This is a genomic window from Demequina phytophila, from assembly GCF_000971135.1.
Lineage (GTDB): Bacteria > Actinomycetota > Actinomycetes > Actinomycetales > Demequinaceae > Demequina > Demequina phytophila.
In genome coordinates, this window is the sequence record NZ_BBLW01000003.1 from 310,247 (window position 1) to 326,855 (window position 16,609).

The window sequence follows — 16,609 nt, forward strand, 5'->3', positions numbered from 1 at the left end:
ATGTTCCCCCAGGTGTGGCCGATAACCCGGGGGAGCGGCCGCTTGAATCCACGCACACAGGCGTCACGCCTATGCGGCGGCTCGGGAGGGGAAGGTCCATGCTTCAGAGGCTCGGCATTCGAGGAAAGCTCCTCGCCGTCGTCATGGTGCCCGTTCTCGTGCTCGCGGCCGCGGTCGCGTACATCAGCGTCACCGCGTCCCGGTCCTACACCAGCAGCTCCAACGCGGAGCGGCTCGTGGACACGCTGGGACAGGCGCGCGAGACGGAGGCCGACCTCCAGACGGAGCGCTCCGCCGCGCTCACCTACGTGCACCTGATCCAGGACACGAGCGCCAAGCTCGCGGCCGCGCAGGAGGAGGTCACGAGGCGCTGGACCACGCTCGCCGACAAGGTCGACCGCCTCGACTCGCCCTCCGCCGACTCGCTCCTGGACTTCACCGCTGACCAGCTCGGCGGCGCGGGTGCCGCGATGCTGCCCGACGCGCGTGCCGTGCAGATGGCGGCGCCCGAGACCGCGGGCGACTGGGTGGTCATGCCGACCGCGGACGAGGTCGCGGCCATGGACAAGGAGTACAGCGACGCGTCGCGTTCGCTCGACACCATGTCGAACCAGGCGCCCGAGGAGCTCGACCTCGCGCTCGAGTTCGCCGCCCTCTCCTACGCGATCCAGCAGGAGGCGGACTTCGCGCACGCCCTGTACTCGGACACCGCCGACTCCCGCGCGACCCTGGAGGCCACCTTCCCGGCGGTCGACACGGGGCTGGACGACATCGCCGCCGAGGCCGCCACCGTCGAGGCGACCGAGGACAACGCAGCCGCGCTCGCCTCCGTGGCGGCCGGCAGCGAGCTGCGCGACTCGCTCCCCGAGATCCGCGCGGGGGTCCGCTCCGCCGCCCTGTCGCCCTCCGCGATCCTCAAGTACTACACCTCGGTCGTCGACACGTTCGTCGACGCCACCGACGCGGTCGCCCTCGCGGTGCCCGACCGCAACGTCGTCGCGACGCTCCAGGCGTACGGTGCCATCGACCGCCTCATCGAGCGCGTGAAGTACGAGGGCGACGCGTTCGACCGCCTGATCCGCCAGGGCTCGTTCGTCACCGCCGAGGTGGCGAGCACCCGTACGCTCGTCGAGCGCACCCGCATCGCGCTCGAGGACGCCCAGGCGCGCGGCGCCGGCCTCAACCCGGCCATCGAGGTCCCCGACTTCGGAGCGTCCGCGACCTCCACCGGAACGTCCTTCACGACCATCCAGGGCTCCGTGCTCACCGGCCTCGACTCCGCGCTGGTGACGGCGCGCACGGCCGACTGGCCCGCCAAGGTCCAGATGGAGCTCGACCAGTACATCCCGCTGCGCGAGCAGGCGTGGGACCGCACCACCAGCGCGATCTCCGCGAACACGCGCAACGCGCTCTCCGCGACGTACCTCACCCTCGCGATCGGCATCGGCGCCGTCATCGGCTCGCTGCTCATCGCGTTCGCCATCTCCCGCCGGATCGTCAACCCGCTCCGCCGCCTCACCACCACCGCCGCCGCGGTGCGGGAGGAGCTGCCCCGCCTCGTGGAGCGCGTCGCGCAGCCCGGCGAGGACGTGGACGTGTCCGAGGTGCAGATCACCGTCGAGTCGCAGGACGAGGTGGGCCGCCTCGCGGAGGCGTTCAACGGCGTCAACGCGGCCACCATCGAGATCGCCCGCGAGCAGGCCGCCCTGCGTGGATCGATCTCCGAGATGTTCGTCAACGTCGCCCGCCGCGACCAGGTGCTCCTCAACCGCCAGCTCTCCAGCATCGACGAGATGGAGCGCAGCGAGGACGACCCGGACCGCCTCACCCGCCTGTTCGCGCTGGACCACCTGGCCACCCGGATGCGCCGCAACTCGGAGTCGCTGCTCGTGCTCGCGGGCATCGACACCGGACGTCGCCTGCGCCGCCCCATGCCGCTGTCGGACGTGGTGCGCACCGCATCGTCCGAGATCGAGCTCTACGAGCGCGTCGATCTCGACCTCGTGGTCGACCCCGCGATGCTCGGCCACCAGGCCCTCACCGCCGCGCACCTGTTCGCGGAGCTGCTCGAGAACGCGACCGTGTTCTCGGACCCCGGCTCGCGCGTGGTGGTTCGCACCGGGCGCACCGAGGAGGGCTTCACCGTCGAGGTGATCGACACCGGCATCGGCATGACCGACGCGGAGCTCGCCGAGGCGAACAGCCGTGTCCAGTCGTCCGCCGCGTCCGAGATCCTGGGCGCGCAGCGCCTGGGCCTGTTCGTGGTCGGGCGCATCGCCCGGCGCCTCGGTGCGCAGGTGGCGCTGTCCTCGCTCGAGGGCCGCGGCACCGTGGCGACCGTGCTGCTGCCCGCGGCGCTCTTCGAGGCCCCCGAGGCGGCGGCCCCCGCGGCCGTCGCGCCGATCGGCGAGGCGTACGCCCCGACCACGGTGGTCGAGGGCGCCAGCCTGAGCGGCCGCGCCGCCGAGGAGCCCGAGGCGGCTCCCGCCCCGGTCGCGGCGGCGGAGCCTCCGGTCGCCGTCCCCGCGCTCGATGCCGACGACGACTCGATCCCGATGCCCGTGGGCCTCGAGGCCCTCATCGCGGCGGACGCCGCGGCCGCGCCCGTGGTCGAGGAGGTCTCCGGACCCGAGCTCACGTCCGGCACCACCACGGCCGGCCTGCCCACGCGTCGCCGTCGCGCCGCCGAGACGCCGGCCGATGCCCCGGCCCAGCCGGAGCAGACGGGCGTGGGTCTCCCGGTGCGCGCCACCGCCGACCAGCTCGACGCGCTCGACGCGGAGGCATCGGCCTTCACCCCCGCGGTGTCTCCGGCGGAGATCGCGCCGCAGACGCCCGAGGAGCGTGCCTCCGTGTTCCGCGGATTCCGTTCCCGCCGCGACAACGAGCAGCCCGCCGAGTTCGAGCCGCTGCCCACCGTCGAGCCCCCGGTGATGGCCGAGGCTCTCGCGGACGAGCCCGAGGCCCCCGCGCTCCCGGCACGTGCCGCCGGAGGGGCGTTCGCGGCGTTCGACGCGTTCCGCCGCGCCACCGAGGCCGCCGCCGAGCAGCCGGCGCCGTCCGAGCAGTCGGCGCCGGTGGTCGAGCCCGTGCTCGAGCCCCTGGTCGAGGTCGTGCCCGCGTTCGCGCCCGCGATGGCCGAGGCCGTCGTAGAGCCCGAGCCCGAGCCCGAGCCCGAAGCGGTCACCGAGCCGGAGCCTGCGCTCCCGACGTTCTCCATGCCCAAGCTCGCGACCGGTGAGACCCCCGCGGTCGCCGTCGAGGAGCCGGCGCCCACCTCGCCGTTCGCGCGGTCGCCGTACGGCGCCGCGTTCGCCGGCGCGGAGTCTCCTGCGCTGACGCCGGCACCGCTGGCACGCCGTGAGCGCGCCGCCCGGGCGCCGGAGCCGGAGACCGCGCCGCAGCCTGAGCCGCAGATCGAGGTGGAGATCGACGCGCTGTCGATCCCGATGCTCGAGCCCGATGACGGCGCCATCGTCGAGGAGTCCGCTCCGGCCGCGGAGCAGGAGCCCGCCACGGCCGCCGCCCCCGCCCCGGTGATGCCGTGGGCGAGCGTCTCCGAGCCGCAGATCGAGGCGCCGGCGTCGTGGCCCCTGCCGGCCATCGAGGAGATCGAGCCCGTCGAGGCGGTCTCGCTCGCGGAGCTCGACGAGCCCGCGATGCCCGTCGCGACTCCCGCGGTCGAGACCGTCCGGGAGCTCGAGACGGCACCCGAGCCCGAGCCGGTCGCCGCACCTGTCGCCGATGCGCCGTGGCTCGACGCGGCCGCGTTCGCCGCGGCCGCCGCCGAGCACGAGCACGCCCGCGAGGCGGCGCTCACGGCCGAGGCGCAGGCGCCGGCACCCGCCGAGACTGCGCCGATGGGCGGACCGAGCATCGACGACATCATCGCGGAGGCGTCGGGACACGAGTCCGGACGCGAGGGCTTCTTCGGTCGCCTGTTCGGCCGTGGCCGTCGCGATGTTGAGCCCGCGGCGAAGCCGTTCACGCAGGAGGAGGCCCCCGCGTTCGCCCCGGCGGCCGCGGCCGCCGCGATCGAGCCCGAGACCCCGCCGCAGGCGTTCCAGCCGGCGGCGTTCGAGCCCGAGACCCAGCCCGAGCCGTTCCCGGTCGCATCGGAGCCCGCGGCCGTCGCCGAGCCCGAGCCCGTCGCGGAGCCCGCACCCGAGCCCGAGCCTGCTCGCGCATGGACGGCCTCGTTCGAGCCGGAGGCCTCGTCGGTGGACGCCGCCGCGGCACCGGCGGAGCCGTACACCCCCTGGAACGCGGCGTCGTTCCAGCCCGAGTGGCCGACCCCCGCGCCGGCGGCCGAGCCCGAGCCCGCACCCGCGGCGGCGCTCACGCCCGAGCAGCTCGCGGAGGCGCACGGCTGGGAGAGCGCGGGAGCGTCCGCGCTGGCAGCCGCCGGGGCCGAGTCCGTCGCGCAGTCCTACCAGCCCGTGCTCGACACCGAGAACTCGTCGGGTCGCGCCTGGGAGGACGACGTCGACCTCACGCGTGCCGCGTTCTCCGAGCTCAGCTCGCTGTCGGAGTCCCGTCCCCGCGTCGAGAAGACGAAGGCCGGGCTCCAGAAGCGTCGCCGCACGGAGGCCGCCCCGGTGGAGACCACGCCTCTCGAGGACGAGGTCACCCTCGCGCCCAAGGAGCGTGATGCCGAGGCCGTGCGCAGCCGCTTCAGCAGCTTCTACTCGGGCACCCAGCGTGCCCGGACGGACGCCGCCGAGCTCGACCTCCATTCGGCGCCGCAGCACGCGAACGAGTGACCACCATGACCGCCTCTGCAACCCCTCAGGCCCTCGGGCCCCGCACCACCCTCAAGGAGCACAAGTGACCGCCCTCAGCACCGAGGCCACCAATTTCGGGTGGCTCCTGGACAACTTCGTCGAGTCCGTGCCCGGCACGCGCCACACCCTCGTGGTGAGCGCGGACGGCCTGCTCATGGCGATGTCGAAGAACCTCGACCGCACCGAGGGTGACACCCTGGCCGCGATCGTCGCCGGCATGTCGAGCCTCACGCGCGGCGCGGCACGCCAGCTGCAGGCGGGCGAGGTGCGCCAGTCCATCGTCGAGATGGACGAGCTGTTCCTGTTCCTCATGAGCGTGTCCAACGGCTCGGTGCTCGCGGTCGCCGCGGACTCGACCTGCGACGTGGGCCTCGTGGGCTACGAGATGACGCTGCTCGTCTCGCGCTTCGAGAACGCCCTCACGCCGCAGCTCATCACCGAGATGCGTCAGAACCTCCCCACGGACGGCCAGACGCGGGTCTGACATGTCCGATGCCACGATGCCGCACGACGGCGAGGAGGAGGCGTACACCGTCAGGCCCTATGCGCTGACCGGTGGACGCGTGAGCGCCGCGAGCTCCGACCTGCCCATGGAGGCGCTGGTCGAGTCGACGGTCGACCCCCAGGCTTCCTCGGGCCTCACGCCCGAGAAGAAGAAGATCCTGCAGCTCGCTGCGGGTCAGTTCCAGTCCGTGGCCGAGCTCTCTGCCCACACCCGGCTTCCGCTGGGTGTGGTCCGGGTGCTGGTGACGGACCTTGCCGAAGTCAACTATCTGAAGATCCACGTAGGCGGCACGGCCGACGACGCGACCACGCACGATGCGTCCGGCGGCCTGTCCCTCAGTCTCCTGGAGAGTGTCCTCGATGGCATCGCAGCCCTCTAACGCGGCCGTCGCCGCGCCGGCGGCCACCACGGCGCCCACCGTCGTCAAGATCGTCATCGCGGGCGGCTTCGCCGTCGGCAAGACGACCTTCATCGGCTCGATCTCCGACATCGACCCGCTCAACACCGAGGCCGCGATGACCGAGCACTCGGTCGGCGTCGATGACGCGGGTGGCGTCACGGACCGCAAGACCACCACCACCGTCGCCATGGACTTCGGCCGCATCGCGCTGCCGGGCTCGCTGTGGCTCTACCTGTTCGGCACCCCCGGCCAGGACCGCTTCCTGTTCATGTGGGACGACCTGGTCCGCGGCGCGATCGGCGCCGTCGTCCTCGTCGACACCGAGCGCCTCGACCAGTGCTTCCCCGCGGTCGACTACTTCGAGGGCCGCGGCATCCCGTTCGTGGTGTGCGTCAACTGCTTCGACGGCGTCGCCCGCCACACCCTCGAGGACGTCCGCGAGGCCCTGGGCCTGTCGGACGACACCCCGATCATGTACACGGACGCCCGCGAGAAGGCCGCCACCAAGCAGGCGCTCATCTCCGTCGTCCAGCTCGCGATGCGTCGCATCCGCAACCGCTGAACCCAGCTGAGGCAGGCAGAGCCCCCGTGCGCGGGGGCTCTGCCATGTCCGGGGCGACCCGAGCATCGTCCCCCGTCCGGTGCGGGGCGCCCGCCCGAGGGCGGGCTACCCTTCTACCGTGATCTACGTCGACGGCACCGGGCTGTGCCGGTTCCTGCCCGGCGTGCGCTACTTCGACGAGTTCAACGACTTCGCCGTGCCCCGCATCCACGAGCTCGCGACCACGCAGCTCGGGTTCACCGAGCTGCGTCAGGCGGCGGAGCTGTACCCCCGCGAGCAGAAGGCCAAGGCCTTCGACGTGGTGGAGATGGTGCGCGGCTCGATCCCGGTCATCCGGTTCTCCGAGCACAACATGTCCGTGTCGACGCATGCGGTCGCGGTGCTGAAGCCGTTCGCCGCGCTGCACCTGGGTGCCGCCGTCGCGCACCCGCAGATCCACGCGATCCTCACCTACGACATCGAGCTCGCACGTGCCGCCGAGCTCTACGAGCTGCAGGTGCTGAGCCCCGGCCTCGCTCCGGGCTGGCACAATACAACCGGCGCGTGACCGGCTCCGGCCCGATCGCGTCAAGGAGAGTTGACCGAGCGGCCGAAGGTGACGGTCTTGAAAACCGTTGAGGCGTAACCCGTCTCCGTGGGTTCGAATCCCACACTCTCCGCCGCGTGGCGGATTTTGCTCCCGTCGCCGTGCGCCCGCTATCCTGGGCACCCTTGGAGACGTCGCATAGTCAGGTCTAGTGCGCGGTCCTGCTAAGACCGTGAGGGGCTTATACCCCCTCCGTGGGTTCAAATCCCACCGTCTCCGCTCTCGCGAAGGCCCCGGCGCTCACGCGTCGGGGCCTTTCTGCTGGGGACGATGCGGCGGCTACGCGGGCGTCGCGGCCTGCGGCACCCGGATGGGTCGGGCGGGTTCCAGCGGCTCGTGGAGGTAGCGGTCGAGGAAGCCGCGCAGGAGGCCCTCGACGTCGATGATGTCGCGCTCGAGGAGCCATTGGATCTGCAGCCCGTCGAGCAGCGCGATCGCCTGCGCCGCGACGTCCATGGGGTCGCACCGGCGCTTGAGCTCGCCCTCCTCCTCGAGCTCGCGCAGCGCGTCGACCAGGAGCCCGCGCAGCCACGCGTAGCGGGCGCGGAAGTACTCGTGGCCGGGGTGATCGGGGGAGGTCGCCGCCGTCGCGAGCGTCGAGAACAGCTCGAGGGTGCCGGGCGTCTCGGTGCCGAAGCGCGCGATGTCGATGAACGCCTGGAGCAGTCCGCGCCCGTCGCGCGGCGTGTCGGGCAGGAGGTCGATGCCCAGGTCGTCCCGCAGGCGCAGGGCGTCGATCAGCAGCTCGCGTTCGTCCGGGTAGGTCGCACGCAGGTCCTCGAGCGTGAGTCCCGCCGCATCTGCGACGCGGGCGGCCGAGCCGTCGCGCCAGCCGCTGTCGCGGATCTCGTCGAGGGCCGCGGCCGCGAGCGCGCGCTCGTCGAGCTCGAGCCGGAGGCGCCCCCCGGCCGGTCCTTGGATGCCCATGTCGTGCGTCATCGTCGCCTCCCGAACGCCGTCGTCCAGTCCTTCGACTGTAGCCCCGCGCGGACGGACGCCGCGCGCGGGGCGGGGAGGGCATCGTCCCCCGGCGAGGCAGGTCAGGAGGCGGGGACGCCCGCGCGGAACCAGGCGACCGTCTTCTCGAGCCCCTCGTCCAGCCCGGTGGACGCGCTCCAGCCCAGCACGGTCCGCGCCTTGGTGACGTCGAGGCGGCGCTGGCGCGGCGGACCGGTGCGGACGCCGCGGAACTGCGGCTCCCGAGCGACGCCGTCGTAGGCGAGGCTGGCGCGCTCGGCAACATCGCGGATCGAGTTGAGGGTCGAGTTGCCGAAGTTGAAGGCGCCGGGCTCGCCGCCGGACGCGAGGTGATCGGCGGCACTCATGTACGCGCGGGCCATGTCGCCCACGTAGAGGAAGTCGAGCCGCGTCGATCCGTCATCGCGGTCGCCGAAGTCGTAGCCGTCGCCGGCCGCGAGCTGCGACAGCGCGCGAGGCACCAGCCGTGACGCGTGGCGGTCTCCCGGTCCGTACGTGTTCATGAACCGGCACGAGGCGTGCGGGATCTTGAAGGTGTTGCCGTACCCGCGCACGATCATCTCCGCCGCCATCTTCGACGGCCCGTAGAGGTTGGTGGCGGGGCGCGGTTCGCGCGTCTCGGGGATGGGCTCGGGCTCGAAGCTGTCGCCGTAGTAGGCGCCGCTGGACGCGAAGACGAAGACGGGCTGGTTCTCGGCGGTGCGACACGCCTCGAGCACCTGCGTGGTGGCGCGGACGTTGTCGTCGACCACCGAGGCGGGCTTGCTCAGGCTGTTCATGATGATCGGGTCGGCGGCGAGGTGGAACACCACGTCGAACCGGTCGTGCGCGAATGCCTCAGCCAGAGTCTCGGGCTCGCGGAGATCACCCTGGATGAAGGTGATCGCGTCCTCGACGCCCATGTCCTCGAGAGGTTTGCTCTCGATCGGTTCGCGGTCGATCACCGTGACCCGCGACCCTCGTTCGACCAGCTCCGCCACCAGATGGCTGCCGCCGAATCCTGCGCCGCCCGTCACCAGGCACGTACGCCCCTGCCACATGTCGGTCATCTCCAGCCCCCCTCGAGATCCCCAGCGACCAGACATCGGGAGGGCGGTGCCGCCCCCTCGACACCCTGATCATGCCGCGCGACCCCGTCCCTTGTGAAGTGGTTTGCGTATATTTGTGCCATCGATCAGGGGTTTCGACCGTGCGTAGATGCCGGTGCGCCCGCGTGGTCAGCGGCACCCTGTGAACCCTGTATAGTTGTGTCTCGGCCCGCGAGGGTCACGCGCCCGTAGCTCAACGGATAGAGCATCTGACTACGGATCAGAAGGTTGGGGGTTCGAATCCCTCCGGGCGCGCCAGACATCAAGGCCGGACCCCATGGTCCGGCCTTCGTCGTATCCGGAGCGCGCGTGTCACCATGGACCGATGCGCGACCCGCAGCCGTCCGACCCGCAGCTCGCGGCGTCGCGGTACGAGGCCGAGCGCGCGGGCCGCGAGGGCGAGCCGGACACCGTCGACGTCGCGGGCCTCGCCGCGGATCACGAGCGACGGGAGCGCGAGAAGCTGCTCGCGGAGCGGCGTCGGCGCGATCGCGCGGACACCCAGCACCTGTGGGTCGAGCGCCAGATCCTCGACGCCCAGCGCCGCGGCGACTTCGACGACCTGCCGCTCGCCGGCAAGCCCATCCCAGGTCTCACCAGCGGCGACCCGGACTGGTGGACCAAGGCGCTGGTGGAGCGCGAGCAGCTGTCTGGGCTCGCGCCCGAATCGGTGCTCCTGCGGCGCGACGACGCCGCGCTGGACGCCCGCCTCGACGCGCTGTGGGCCGAGGCGGAGGTGCGTGAGGCGCTCGCGGAGTTCAACTCGCGCGGGATCACCGCGCGTGCCCGTCCGAGCGACGGGCCGCCCCTCATCACCCCGACGCGGGACGTCGAGGGCGAGGTGCGTCGTTGGCGCGCGCGGCGGGGCGCGAGCCCGACGTCACCCGATGGCCAACACCCCCGCTAGCGCCCTAAATTGCGCTAGCGTTCTGAGTATCAGTCCGGGCAGACGGTCCGGCTGCAGAAAGGCCCCGCGATGGACTTCTTCGCCAACTTCCTCAACATCCTGCTGTGGTCCCTGTGGTTCTTCATCTGGATCTCGTTCATCTTCCTTGTCATCCGGTTCGTGATCGACGTGTTCCGCGACAAGAGCATCGGCGTCTTCGCCAAGATCCTGTGGACCCTGCTGCTCGTGCTGCTGCCCGTCCTGGGCGCGCTCATCTACATCTTCGCCCGCGGCAAGGGCATGGCGGAGCGCGACGTGGCGGACGCCGAGGCGATGCGCGCCGCGCAGGTCGAGTACACCAAGGGCCTCATGAGCGAGGCCGGCCCGGCCGGCGAGATCAAGGCCGCCAAGGACCTGCTCGACTCGGGCGCGATCACGGCCGAGGAGTACGAGGCCATCAAGGCCAAGGCGCTCGCCTGATCGAAACCTCTCGCGGCGGCCTGGCCCTTCGGGGTCAGGCCGCCGTCGTGTGTCCGGCCTGATCCAGCACGGTGCGGCTGACGTTGTCCCCGTCGATCGCGACGATGGTCACGGCCTCGTCGCGGTCGGGCGGGAGCAGCCGCACCGTCACGGTGCCCGACGCCGTGGCCAGCGCGGTCGCCACCGCATCGTCCACCCGTGCCATGGCGTCGCCCGAGTCCAGCCCGGCGCCACGGTCGTCGAGGAGCGTCACGTCGACGCCGCGTGCGCGAGCCTCGGCGGCCGCGTCCAGCACGGCGGGAGTCGCGAGCGCGCGGCCCCGCACGCTGTCGCGCAGCCTCGCCTCCGCCTCGCGGATGCGTGCGCGCTCGGTGTCGTCGAGAGGCCCGCCGTCCGAGATCCGGCGCAGGAACGGCATGGTCGCGGTCGCCACCTCCGCGGCACGCTGCAGGCGCACCTGACGCCCGGCCTCGGCCGTGGCTGCCGCGGCGGCGGCGTCGACGGAGCGTTCCGTCAGCTCGTTGATCCGGTGCGCCGTGCGGCGCAGGCTGGTGACGAACAACGTGGCGACCACCAGGAGCCCGAGCTGCGTGTCGACCATCATGAGGCCGGTGAGCGCGGAGCGATCCGTGGTCGCGGTCCACACCATCGTGATCGCGGCCATCGCGCCCGCCGCCGCCCAGGCGAGGCCCGTCCGCCCGCGCAGGATGAGGAACCACAGCAGCCACGTGTTGGAGCCCAGGTGCCACGAGGCGCGTCCCGGCGAGCCCTCCGTGGGCAGGGTCCACGTGATCAGCAGCGTCGACGCGACCACCGCGCCGACCACCAGCAGCGAGTCGCGCATGGGGAAGGGATCCGGGTGAGGACGCGCGAGCAGGATGCCGGCCGCGCTCACGATCACGGCGGCGACGTAGGCGGGCCATCGCAAGCTCAGCGTGTGGATGGTCGAGATGGTGAAGACCACGTTCGTGACGATGAACACGCCCAGGATCAGGCTCGCGCCCTCGGAGCTGAGCGCGAGCAGACGGCTCACGTCCACGGTGCGCGACGCCTGCGGCGGGGACGGATGACCGAGGCTCATGCGCGGCTCCACGACAGCACGACGGTGGTGCCGACGCCGGGCGTCGAGGAGACCTCTGCATCGCCGCCCGCGACCGTGCGCATCCGCTCGAGGATCGACACCCGGATGCCGAGCCTGCGCTGCGACACGCGGCTCGCGGAGAAGCCCTGGCCTTGGTCGGCGACCACCACGCGGGCCGAGTCGTCGTCGACGTCGCACTCGACGCGGGGGTCGCTGTCGGGACCGCCGTGGCCGAGCGCGTTGCGGAGCGCCTCCGCGGTCGCCTCCGCGAATGCCGCCACCACCCCGGCGGGCAGCGGCGCCTCGCCGTCGACGGCGTAGCGGACGGGGATCGCGGCATCGACGGTGGCGGCGGTGGAACGGACCACGGCGACGAACTCCTCGGGGTCGTAGTCGCGGGTCTCGGTCCGGCCGCTCACCAGCGACTCGACGCTGCCGATCGCGTGGCGGGCCTGGTCCGCGAGCGAGTCGGGCGGCGACGGGCGCGACGCCGCGAGCAGCACAGACATCACGTCGTCGTGGACGATCGCGTTGATGCGCGACTGCTCCGCCTCGCGCGTGCGCCGGCTCGCCTCGAGGGCGGCCTGCTCGCGAGCGTGGGCCGCGGCGGTGTCCTGACGGTCGCCGGCCGCGATCATCGCGATGGACACACCGCACAGGATCAGGCAGTAGATGATCGCGCCCAGGCCGTCGAGCGTCGCCTCGAGGGCCGCGTCGTCGCGGACCTGCATCTGGGTGACCGCGACCACGGGGCCCTGCACCAGGGGGTAGACCCAGCCCATGATCCGCGGCCACGCGATGGCCGCCGCGGTGGCGTGGATCGCGTTGATGCCCTGCGTCCACGGCGTGCCGTCGTCCGCGAGCAACGGTTCCTTCATCATGAGCGGCCACGCGACCTGGATCGCCATGAACACCAGCGAGGTGACGCCCGCGATGAGCAGCAGGGGGCGGATCGGGAGCACACGGGACAGCACCGTGTACAACGCGGGGATCACCACGCCCACCACCACCGTCACGACGCCGAGCGGCGGGTACAGCTGGTCGATCTGCACGAGGAACCCGCTCGCACCGCCCGCGAGCAGCGTGCCGAACACGAGGGCGCCGATGCCGACGGCGAGCAGCAGGGTGCGCTGGATGCGCTCGCGCGCGGGCCGCGCCGCTGCGTTCACCGAGCGTCCACGGTCACTGCGGTCCCTCGAGCAGCCCGTCCTCGAGCGCACGCTTGTACAGGTCGACCCGGGACTGCGCGGGCCTTCCCGCGTCCGCGTACTTGCGACGGATGCGGCTCACGTAGTCCGCCACCGTCTCGCGGGACACCCCGAGGTGGCGGGCCACCGAGTACGCGGTGAGGCCCGAGGCGTAGAGCGAGAGGATCTCGCGCTCGCGCGCGCTCAGCCGTGCATCCGCGAGCGCGTCATCCGAGTCGATCGCAGCCGCCCAGTCGGTGCCGAAGACCTCCTGCCCGGCGGCCGCGGTGCGGATCGCCTCGAGCAGCACGTCGGGCTCCGAGGACTTGCGGATGAGCCCGAGCGCCCCGGCCCGCGCGGCGGACTGGATGAGCCGGCGGTCCTCGCCGCCGGTGTAGATGAGCACGTGCGAACCCATCTCGTGCACGGCGGCGATGTTCGCCTCGGGCGTGGAGCCGTCGGCGAGCCGCAGATCCAGGACCACCAGGTCCAGCGTGCGCCCGAGCCCGGGCAGCGCGTCCACGCTCTCGACGAGCCCGGCGAGCTCGAGATCCTGCGCGCCCTCGATGAGGTCGCGGAAGCCGAGCGAGATGAGAGCGTGATCCTCGACCAGGGCGATGACCCGGTGCTCCTTCGCGGCGGTCATGGCGTCCCCCCTTCCATCAGACCGAATCGTAGTCCACACGAGGGTGAATGGCCTGGCATTGAACGACATGGGCGGGGGTGCCCCCATAAATGGGGGCTTGCTGGCATGCACGGGTCACGGGAGGCTCATCTCGAGGTTCACGCGGGAGGTGGAGAGGGGTTCGAGTAGTGAGCTGGTCGACCGAGTCCTTGGCTCTCGTCGTCACGGGGGGAATGCTCGCACTCGTCGTCATCGCCTCTCTCCACTCTCGCGTGGCCCTGAGCGCCGGCTCGAGGATCATCTTCCTCGTCGGCGCCGTCACCTTCATCGCCTTCGCCTTCCTGGCCGAGTACGCGCTGGACATGACCGTGCCGCCCGTGGTGCTCATCCTTCCGCTGGTGCCGATCGCGATCATCGTCGTGATCGTCCGTCGCCTCATCCGCGATTCCCATGAGCCCGCCGTCGAGTCCCGTCCGCTCCCCGCGGCGACCGTGACGCGGATCCCGGCGCCGTTCACCGTCGGCGGCGAGGGCGCGGAGCGCCTGCTCGCGGCGAGCCCCTACGCGACCGCGAACGAGCTGTCCGAGCTCGCGTACACGCACCCCGAGCTGCGGCCCGCGATCGCCGCGAACCCTTCCGCGCCGTCGAGCCTGCTCCAGTGGCTGATCGAGCAGGGCGAGCCCGCGGTGCTCGCCGCGATCTCCGCCCGCGGCCGCCTCCTCGGCTGAACCCCGGGACGCGCGCGGTCGCGTCCCGCCGCACCGGTCCCGCCGTACCGGCGCCGTCGCGCGACGCGGTACCGTCGCAGCCATGTCCCGCCTGCTCGCGCTGTCCGCCGCCGCGCTCCTCCTGGCCGGGTGCGCCGCGGGTGACTCGCGACCCCTCGCGGTGGGCGACTGCCTCACCATCTCCGGAGTCGGCGACTCCGTGCGCGATGTCCCTGTGGTCGCGTGCGACGGTCCCCACGAGGCGGAGGTGTATGCGACCTTCGACGTCACCGCCGACCAGTTCGACGAGGACGCGATCATCGCCGACGTCGAGGCCGAGTGCGTGGACCGCTTCGACGCCTACGTGGGCGAGCCGTATCGCACGTCCTCGCTCGACATCTTCTACACGTACCCGCTCGAGGACGTGTGGGCGGACGGTGGCCGCGGGGCCGTGTGCGCGGCGTTCGCGCCCGATCCGGAGTCCGGGGTCCCGGTGGTGTTCGAGGGGACGCTGGCCGGGTAGGAGCGGTTCAGTCCGCGATCTCGACCACCACGGGCACGTGGTCGGAGGCGCCCTTGCCCTTGCGCTCGTCGCGCACGATCGTCGCGCCGGTCACGCGATCCGCCAGCGGCTGGGACGCGTACACGAAGTCGATGCGCATGCCCTCGCCCTTGGGGAACCTCAGGGCCTTGTAGTCCCAGAACGTGTAGGTGCGCTCGGCGGGGATGAACCTCCGCGACAGCTCGGCGTATCCGGCGTCCTCGAACGCGTGGAACGCGGCGCGTGCCTCGGGCGTCACGTGGGTGACGGCCTCGGAGTCCTCCTCCGACCAGATGTCGGTGGGGAGCGGCGCGACGTTGAAGTCGCCCACCAGCGCCGTCGGCGCGTCGGCCCACGTCGCGGCCGCGTCGCGGAGGCGGGCCAGGAAGTCGAGCTTGTACGCGTAGTGCGGGTCCTCGAGGCCACGGCCGTTGGGCACGTAGAGGCTCCACACGCGCACGCCGCCCGCGGTCGCGCCGATCGCGCGCGCCTCGACCACCGGGTCGCCCGTCTTCGCGAAACCGGGCTGCGCGGGGAAGGACGTCTCGACATCCGTCAGCCCCACGCGCGACGCGATCGCGACGCCGTTCCACTGGTTCAGGCCGTGGATCGCGAGGTCGTAGCCCGCCGCCTCGAACGCCTCGCGCGGGAACTGCTCGGGCTTGCACTTGATCTCCTGCATCGCGAGCACGTCCGTCTGGGACCGCTCGAGCCAGTCGACCACGCGGTCGACGCGGGCGCGGATGGAGTTCACGTTCCAGGTGGCGAGGCGCATGGTCACCAAACTACCGGGGGACGATGCCCGGGTAGCCTCGTCGCATGGCCATCGCTTTGGTGACGGGAGCCTCCGCGGGGCTCGGCGAGGAGTTCGCGTGGCAGCTCGCCACCGCGGGCCACGACGTGGTGCTGGTGGCGCGCTCGCGCGACCGCCTCAGCGAGGTCGCCCACCTCCTCGAAGGGGCCACCGGCCGCACCGCCGAGATCCTGCCCGCCGACCTCACCACGGAGAAGGGCCGCACCGCGGTCGCGGCGCGCCTCCAGGCGCACGAGCACCCGGTCAGCCTGCTGGTCAACAACGCGGGCTTCGGCATCGGCGAGCGCTTCGCGGAGTCGAGCTGGCGGCATGAGAAGGCGCTGCTCGACATCCACGTCACCGCGCCGCTGCGGCTGACCCACGCCGCCGTCCCCGGCATGGTGGCGCGCGGGCACGGCGCGATCCTCAACGTCGCGTCCGTGGCGGCGCACCTGGGCAACACCACGTATGCCGCGCACAAGCGCTGGGCCGTCGAGTTCACTCAGGCGCTCGCGGGCCAGCTCGCGGGGACGGGCGTCACCGCCACCGCGGTCCTCCCCGGCCTGGTGCGCACCCGTTTCCACGACTCGGACGCGCTGTCCCACATGCGGCGCGAGTTCCCCGAGCCGGTGTGGCTCGACCCCGAGCCGGTGGTCGCCTCCGCGCTCGCGGCGGTGAGGCGCGGGCAGACGGTGGTGACCCCGTCGCTCGGCTACGCGCTCGCCGGCGCTGCGTTGCGTGCCGTTCCCAAGCGCCTCACGCGCGGCCGCCGCAGCCAGCAGGCCGACTGAACCGGCGCATCGTCCCCCGATAGGCTGGGCGCCATGACCACCGGCACCCCGCGCGAGCAGCTGCGCGACCTCATCAAGGACCTCGCCGTCGTGCACGGCCGCATCACCCTCGCGTCGGGCAAGGAGGCGGACTACTACGTCGACCTTCGCCGCATCACGCTGCACCACCGTGCGGCCCCGCTCGTGGGCCACGTGCTGCTCGACGCGCTCGAGGAGGCGGGCTTCGGTCCCGCCGACGTCGACGCGGTCGGCGGGCTCACGCTCGGCGCGGACCCCGTCGCGACCGCGCTCATGCACGCCGCGGCGTCGCGCGGGCTGGACCTCGACGCGTTCGTGGTGCGCAAGGAGAACAAGGCGCACGGGCTGCAGCGCCGCATCGAGGGCCCCGATGTCGCCGGCCGCAAGGTCGTCGCCGTCGAGGACACGTCCACCACGGGCGGCTCGGTGCTCACCGCGGTGAGCGCGCTCAAGGAGGCCGGCGCGGACGTGGTCGCGGTCGCGGTGATCGTCGACCGCAACACGGGCGCGCGCGAGGTCATCGAGGAGGAGGGCCTGCCCTACCTCTACCTCTACGGCCTCGAGGACCTCGGCCTGGGCTGAGCCCGGACCCTTCAC

Annotated in this window: 17 protein-coding genes and 3 tRNA genes; 14 read left to right on the forward strand and 6 right to left on the reverse strand. The window is 72.3% G+C overall.

Translation table 11 applies throughout. The annotated features are described in order from the left end of the window. Window positions 1-98 precede the first annotated feature (98 nt). The 7 genes from AOM01_RS06455 to AOM01_RS06485 all read left to right on the forward strand — a co-directional run bounded on the left by AOM01_RS06455 (window position 99) and on the right by AOM01_RS06485 (window position 7,056). Window positions 99-4,763, forward strand: a complete 4,665-nt coding sequence (locus AOM01_RS06455; RefSeq protein WP_169746528.1) for an ATP-binding protein — start codon at window positions 99-101, stop codon at window positions 4,761-4,763. 64 nt (window positions 4,764-4,827) lie between these two features. Continuing rightward, window positions 4,828-5,268: a roadblock/LC7 domain-containing protein gene (locus AOM01_RS06460; RefSeq protein ID WP_062290712.1), complete on the forward strand. Its 441-nt coding sequence runs from the start codon at window positions 4,828-4,830 to the stop codon at window positions 5,266-5,268. 1 nt (window position 5,269) lies between these two features. Beyond that, entirely contained in the window at window positions 5,270-5,668 is a 399-nt protein-coding gene (locus AOM01_RS06465) for a DUF742 domain-containing protein (protein WP_228374232.1), read from the forward strand. Next, window positions 5,649-6,251, forward strand: coding sequence for a GTP-binding protein (locus tag AOM01_RS06470; protein WP_062290715.1), 603 nt, complete (start codon window positions 5,649-5,651; stop codon window positions 6,249-6,251). Before AOM01_RS06465 ends, AOM01_RS06470 begins: the two co-directional genes overlap by 20 nt. A gap of 118 nt (window positions 6,252-6,369) precedes the next feature. Next, entirely contained in the window at window positions 6,370-6,798 is a 429-nt protein-coding gene (locus tag AOM01_RS06475; protein WP_062290718.1) for a hypothetical protein, read from the forward strand. Between the two features lie 24 nt (window positions 6,799-6,822). Further along, window positions 6,823-6,910, forward strand: a tRNA-Ser gene (locus AOM01_RS06480). A 54-nt stretch (window positions 6,911-6,964) separates the two neighbouring features. Then, a tRNA-Ser gene (locus tag AOM01_RS06485) sits at window positions 6,965-7,056 on the forward strand. A 60-nt stretch (window positions 7,057-7,116) separates the two neighbouring features. On the opposite strand, the gene AOM01_RS06490 is transcribed toward AOM01_RS06485, so the two are convergent. Both AOM01_RS06490 and AOM01_RS06495 read right to left on the reverse strand, forming a co-directional pair. Further along, entirely contained in the window at window positions 7,117-7,776 is a 660-nt protein-coding gene (locus AOM01_RS06490; RefSeq protein WP_062290721.1) for a TetR family transcriptional regulator C-terminal domain-containing protein, read from the reverse strand. Window positions 7,777-7,877: 101 nt separating this feature from the next. Further along, entirely contained in the window at window positions 7,878-8,864 is a 987-nt protein-coding gene (locus AOM01_RS06495; protein WP_062290724.1) for an NAD-dependent epimerase/dehydratase family protein, read from the reverse strand. Between the two features lie 221 nt (window positions 8,865-9,085). On the opposite strand from AOM01_RS06495, the gene AOM01_RS06500 reads away from it, so the two are divergent. The 3 genes from AOM01_RS06500 to AOM01_RS06510 all read left to right on the forward strand — a co-directional run bounded on the left by AOM01_RS06500 (window position 9,086) and on the right by AOM01_RS06510 (window position 10,269). Next, window positions 9,086-9,161, forward strand: a tRNA-Arg gene (locus AOM01_RS06500). A gap of 67 nt (window positions 9,162-9,228) precedes the next feature. Further along, window positions 9,229-9,810 carry a DnaJ family domain-containing protein gene (locus AOM01_RS06505; protein WP_062290727.1) on the forward strand — a complete coding sequence of 194 codons (582 nt, stop codon included), beginning with the start codon at window positions 9,229-9,231 and terminating at the stop codon, window positions 9,808-9,810. A gap of 69 nt (window positions 9,811-9,879) precedes the next feature. Further along, window positions 9,880-10,269 (forward strand): SHOCT domain-containing protein, encoded by a 390-nt coding sequence (locus AOM01_RS06510; RefSeq protein WP_062290730.1) that lies wholly within the window; start codon window positions 9,880-9,882, stop codon window positions 10,267-10,269. Window positions 10,270-10,303: 34 nt separating this feature from the next. On the opposite strand, the gene AOM01_RS06515 is transcribed toward AOM01_RS06510, so the two are convergent. Genes AOM01_RS06515 through AOM01_RS06525 form a run of 3 tightly spaced genes read right to left on the reverse strand, consistent with a single transcriptional unit; the run spans window position 10,304 to window position 13,183 of the window. Further along, on the reverse strand, window positions 10,304-11,350 hold the full coding sequence (locus AOM01_RS06515) for a DUF8320 family protein (RefSeq protein ID WP_062290733.1): 1,047 nt from the start codon (window positions 11,348-11,350) through the stop codon (window positions 10,304-10,306). Next, window positions 11,347-12,519, reverse strand: a complete 1,173-nt coding sequence (locus tag AOM01_RS06520; protein ID WP_062290736.1) for a sensor histidine kinase — start codon at window positions 12,517-12,519, stop codon at window positions 11,347-11,349. Before AOM01_RS06520 ends, AOM01_RS06515 begins: the two co-directional genes overlap by 4 nt. 13 nt (window positions 12,520-12,532) lie before the next feature. Next, window positions 12,533-13,183, reverse strand: coding sequence for a response regulator transcription factor (locus AOM01_RS06525; RefSeq protein WP_062290739.1), 651 nt, complete (start codon window positions 13,181-13,183; stop codon window positions 12,533-12,535). Window positions 13,184-13,350: 167 nt separating this feature from the next. Here AOM01_RS06525 and AOM01_RS06530 point away from each other — a divergent pair, with 167 nt between their 5' ends. Both AOM01_RS06530 and AOM01_RS06535 read left to right on the forward strand, forming a co-directional pair. Next, entirely contained in the window at window positions 13,351-13,890 is a 540-nt protein-coding gene (locus AOM01_RS06530; protein ID WP_156155865.1) for a variant leucine-rich repeat-containing protein, read from the forward strand. An 82-nt stretch (window positions 13,891-13,972) separates the two neighbouring features. Continuing rightward, on the forward strand, window positions 13,973-14,392 hold the full coding sequence (locus AOM01_RS06535; protein ID WP_062290744.1) for a septum formation family protein: 420 nt from the start codon (window positions 13,973-13,975) through the stop codon (window positions 14,390-14,392). A gap of 7 nt (window positions 14,393-14,399) precedes the next feature. Here AOM01_RS06535 and AOM01_RS06540 read toward each other — a convergent pair whose 3' ends face one another. Then, window positions 14,400-15,185, reverse strand: coding sequence for an exodeoxyribonuclease III (locus AOM01_RS06540; protein ID WP_062291001.1), 786 nt, complete (start codon window positions 15,183-15,185; stop codon window positions 14,400-14,402). A 44-nt stretch (window positions 15,186-15,229) separates the two neighbouring features. On the opposite strand from AOM01_RS06540, the gene AOM01_RS06545 reads away from it, so the two are divergent. Together AOM01_RS06545 and pyrE are read left to right on the forward strand one after the other, a co-directional pair. Further along, on the forward strand, window positions 15,230-15,994 hold the full coding sequence (locus AOM01_RS06545; protein WP_062290747.1) for an SDR family NAD(P)-dependent oxidoreductase: 765 nt from the start codon (window positions 15,230-15,232) through the stop codon (window positions 15,992-15,994). A gap of 33 nt (window positions 15,995-16,027) precedes the next feature. Beyond that, a complete protein-coding gene (gene pyrE / locus AOM01_RS06550; RefSeq protein WP_062290750.1) occupies window positions 16,028-16,594 on the forward strand; it encodes an orotate phosphoribosyltransferase in 567 nt (188 codons plus the stop codon). The last annotated feature ends 15 nt before the right edge of the window (window positions 16,595-16,609 follow it).

Bases quoted from the DNA above. Each gene is read 5' to 3' on its own strand.
- AOM01_RS06455 (WP_169746528.1), top strand. From the start codon at position 99: ATGCTTCAGAGGCTCGGCATTCGAGGAAAGCTCCTCGCCGTCGTCATG.
- AOM01_RS06465 (WP_228374232.1), top strand. From the start codon at position 5,270: ATGTCCGATGCCACGATGCCGCACGACGGCGAGGAGGAGGCGTACACC.
- AOM01_RS06470 (WP_062290715.1), top strand. From the start codon at position 5,649: ATGGCATCGCAGCCCTCTAACGCGGCCGTCGCCGCGCCGGCGGCCACC.
- AOM01_RS06490 (WP_062290721.1), bottom strand. From the start codon at position 7,776: ATGACGCACGACATGGGCATCCAAGGACCGGCCGGGGGGCGCCTCCGG.
- AOM01_RS06495 (WP_062290724.1), bottom strand. From the start codon at position 8,864: ATGACCGACATGTGGCAGGGGCGTACGTGCCTGGTGACGGGCGGCGCA.
- AOM01_RS06505 (WP_062290727.1), top strand. From the start codon at position 9,229: ATGCGCGACCCGCAGCCGTCCGACCCGCAGCTCGCGGCGTCGCGGTAC.
- AOM01_RS06510 (WP_062290730.1), top strand. From the start codon at position 9,880: ATGGACTTCTTCGCCAACTTCCTCAACATCCTGCTGTGGTCCCTGTGG.
- AOM01_RS06515 (WP_062290733.1), bottom strand. From the start codon at position 11,350: ATGAGCCTCGGTCATCCGTCCCCGCCGCAGGCGTCGCGCACCGTGGAC.
- AOM01_RS06525 (WP_062290739.1), bottom strand. From the start codon at position 13,183: ATGACCGCCGCGAAGGAGCACCGGGTCATCGCCCTGGTCGAGGATCAC.
- AOM01_RS06535 (WP_062290744.1), top strand. From the start codon at position 13,973: ATGTCCCGCCTGCTCGCGCTGTCCGCCGCCGCGCTCCTCCTGGCCGGG.
- AOM01_RS06540 (WP_062291001.1), bottom strand. From the start codon at position 15,185: ATGCGCCTCGCCACCTGGAACGTGAACTCCATCCGCGCCCGCGTCGAC.
- AOM01_RS06545 (WP_062290747.1), top strand. From the start codon at position 15,230: ATGGCCATCGCTTTGGTGACGGGAGCCTCCGCGGGGCTCGGCGAGGAG.
- pyrE (WP_062290750.1), top strand. From the start codon at position 16,028: ATGACCACCGGCACCCCGCGCGAGCAGCTGCGCGACCTCATCAAGGAC.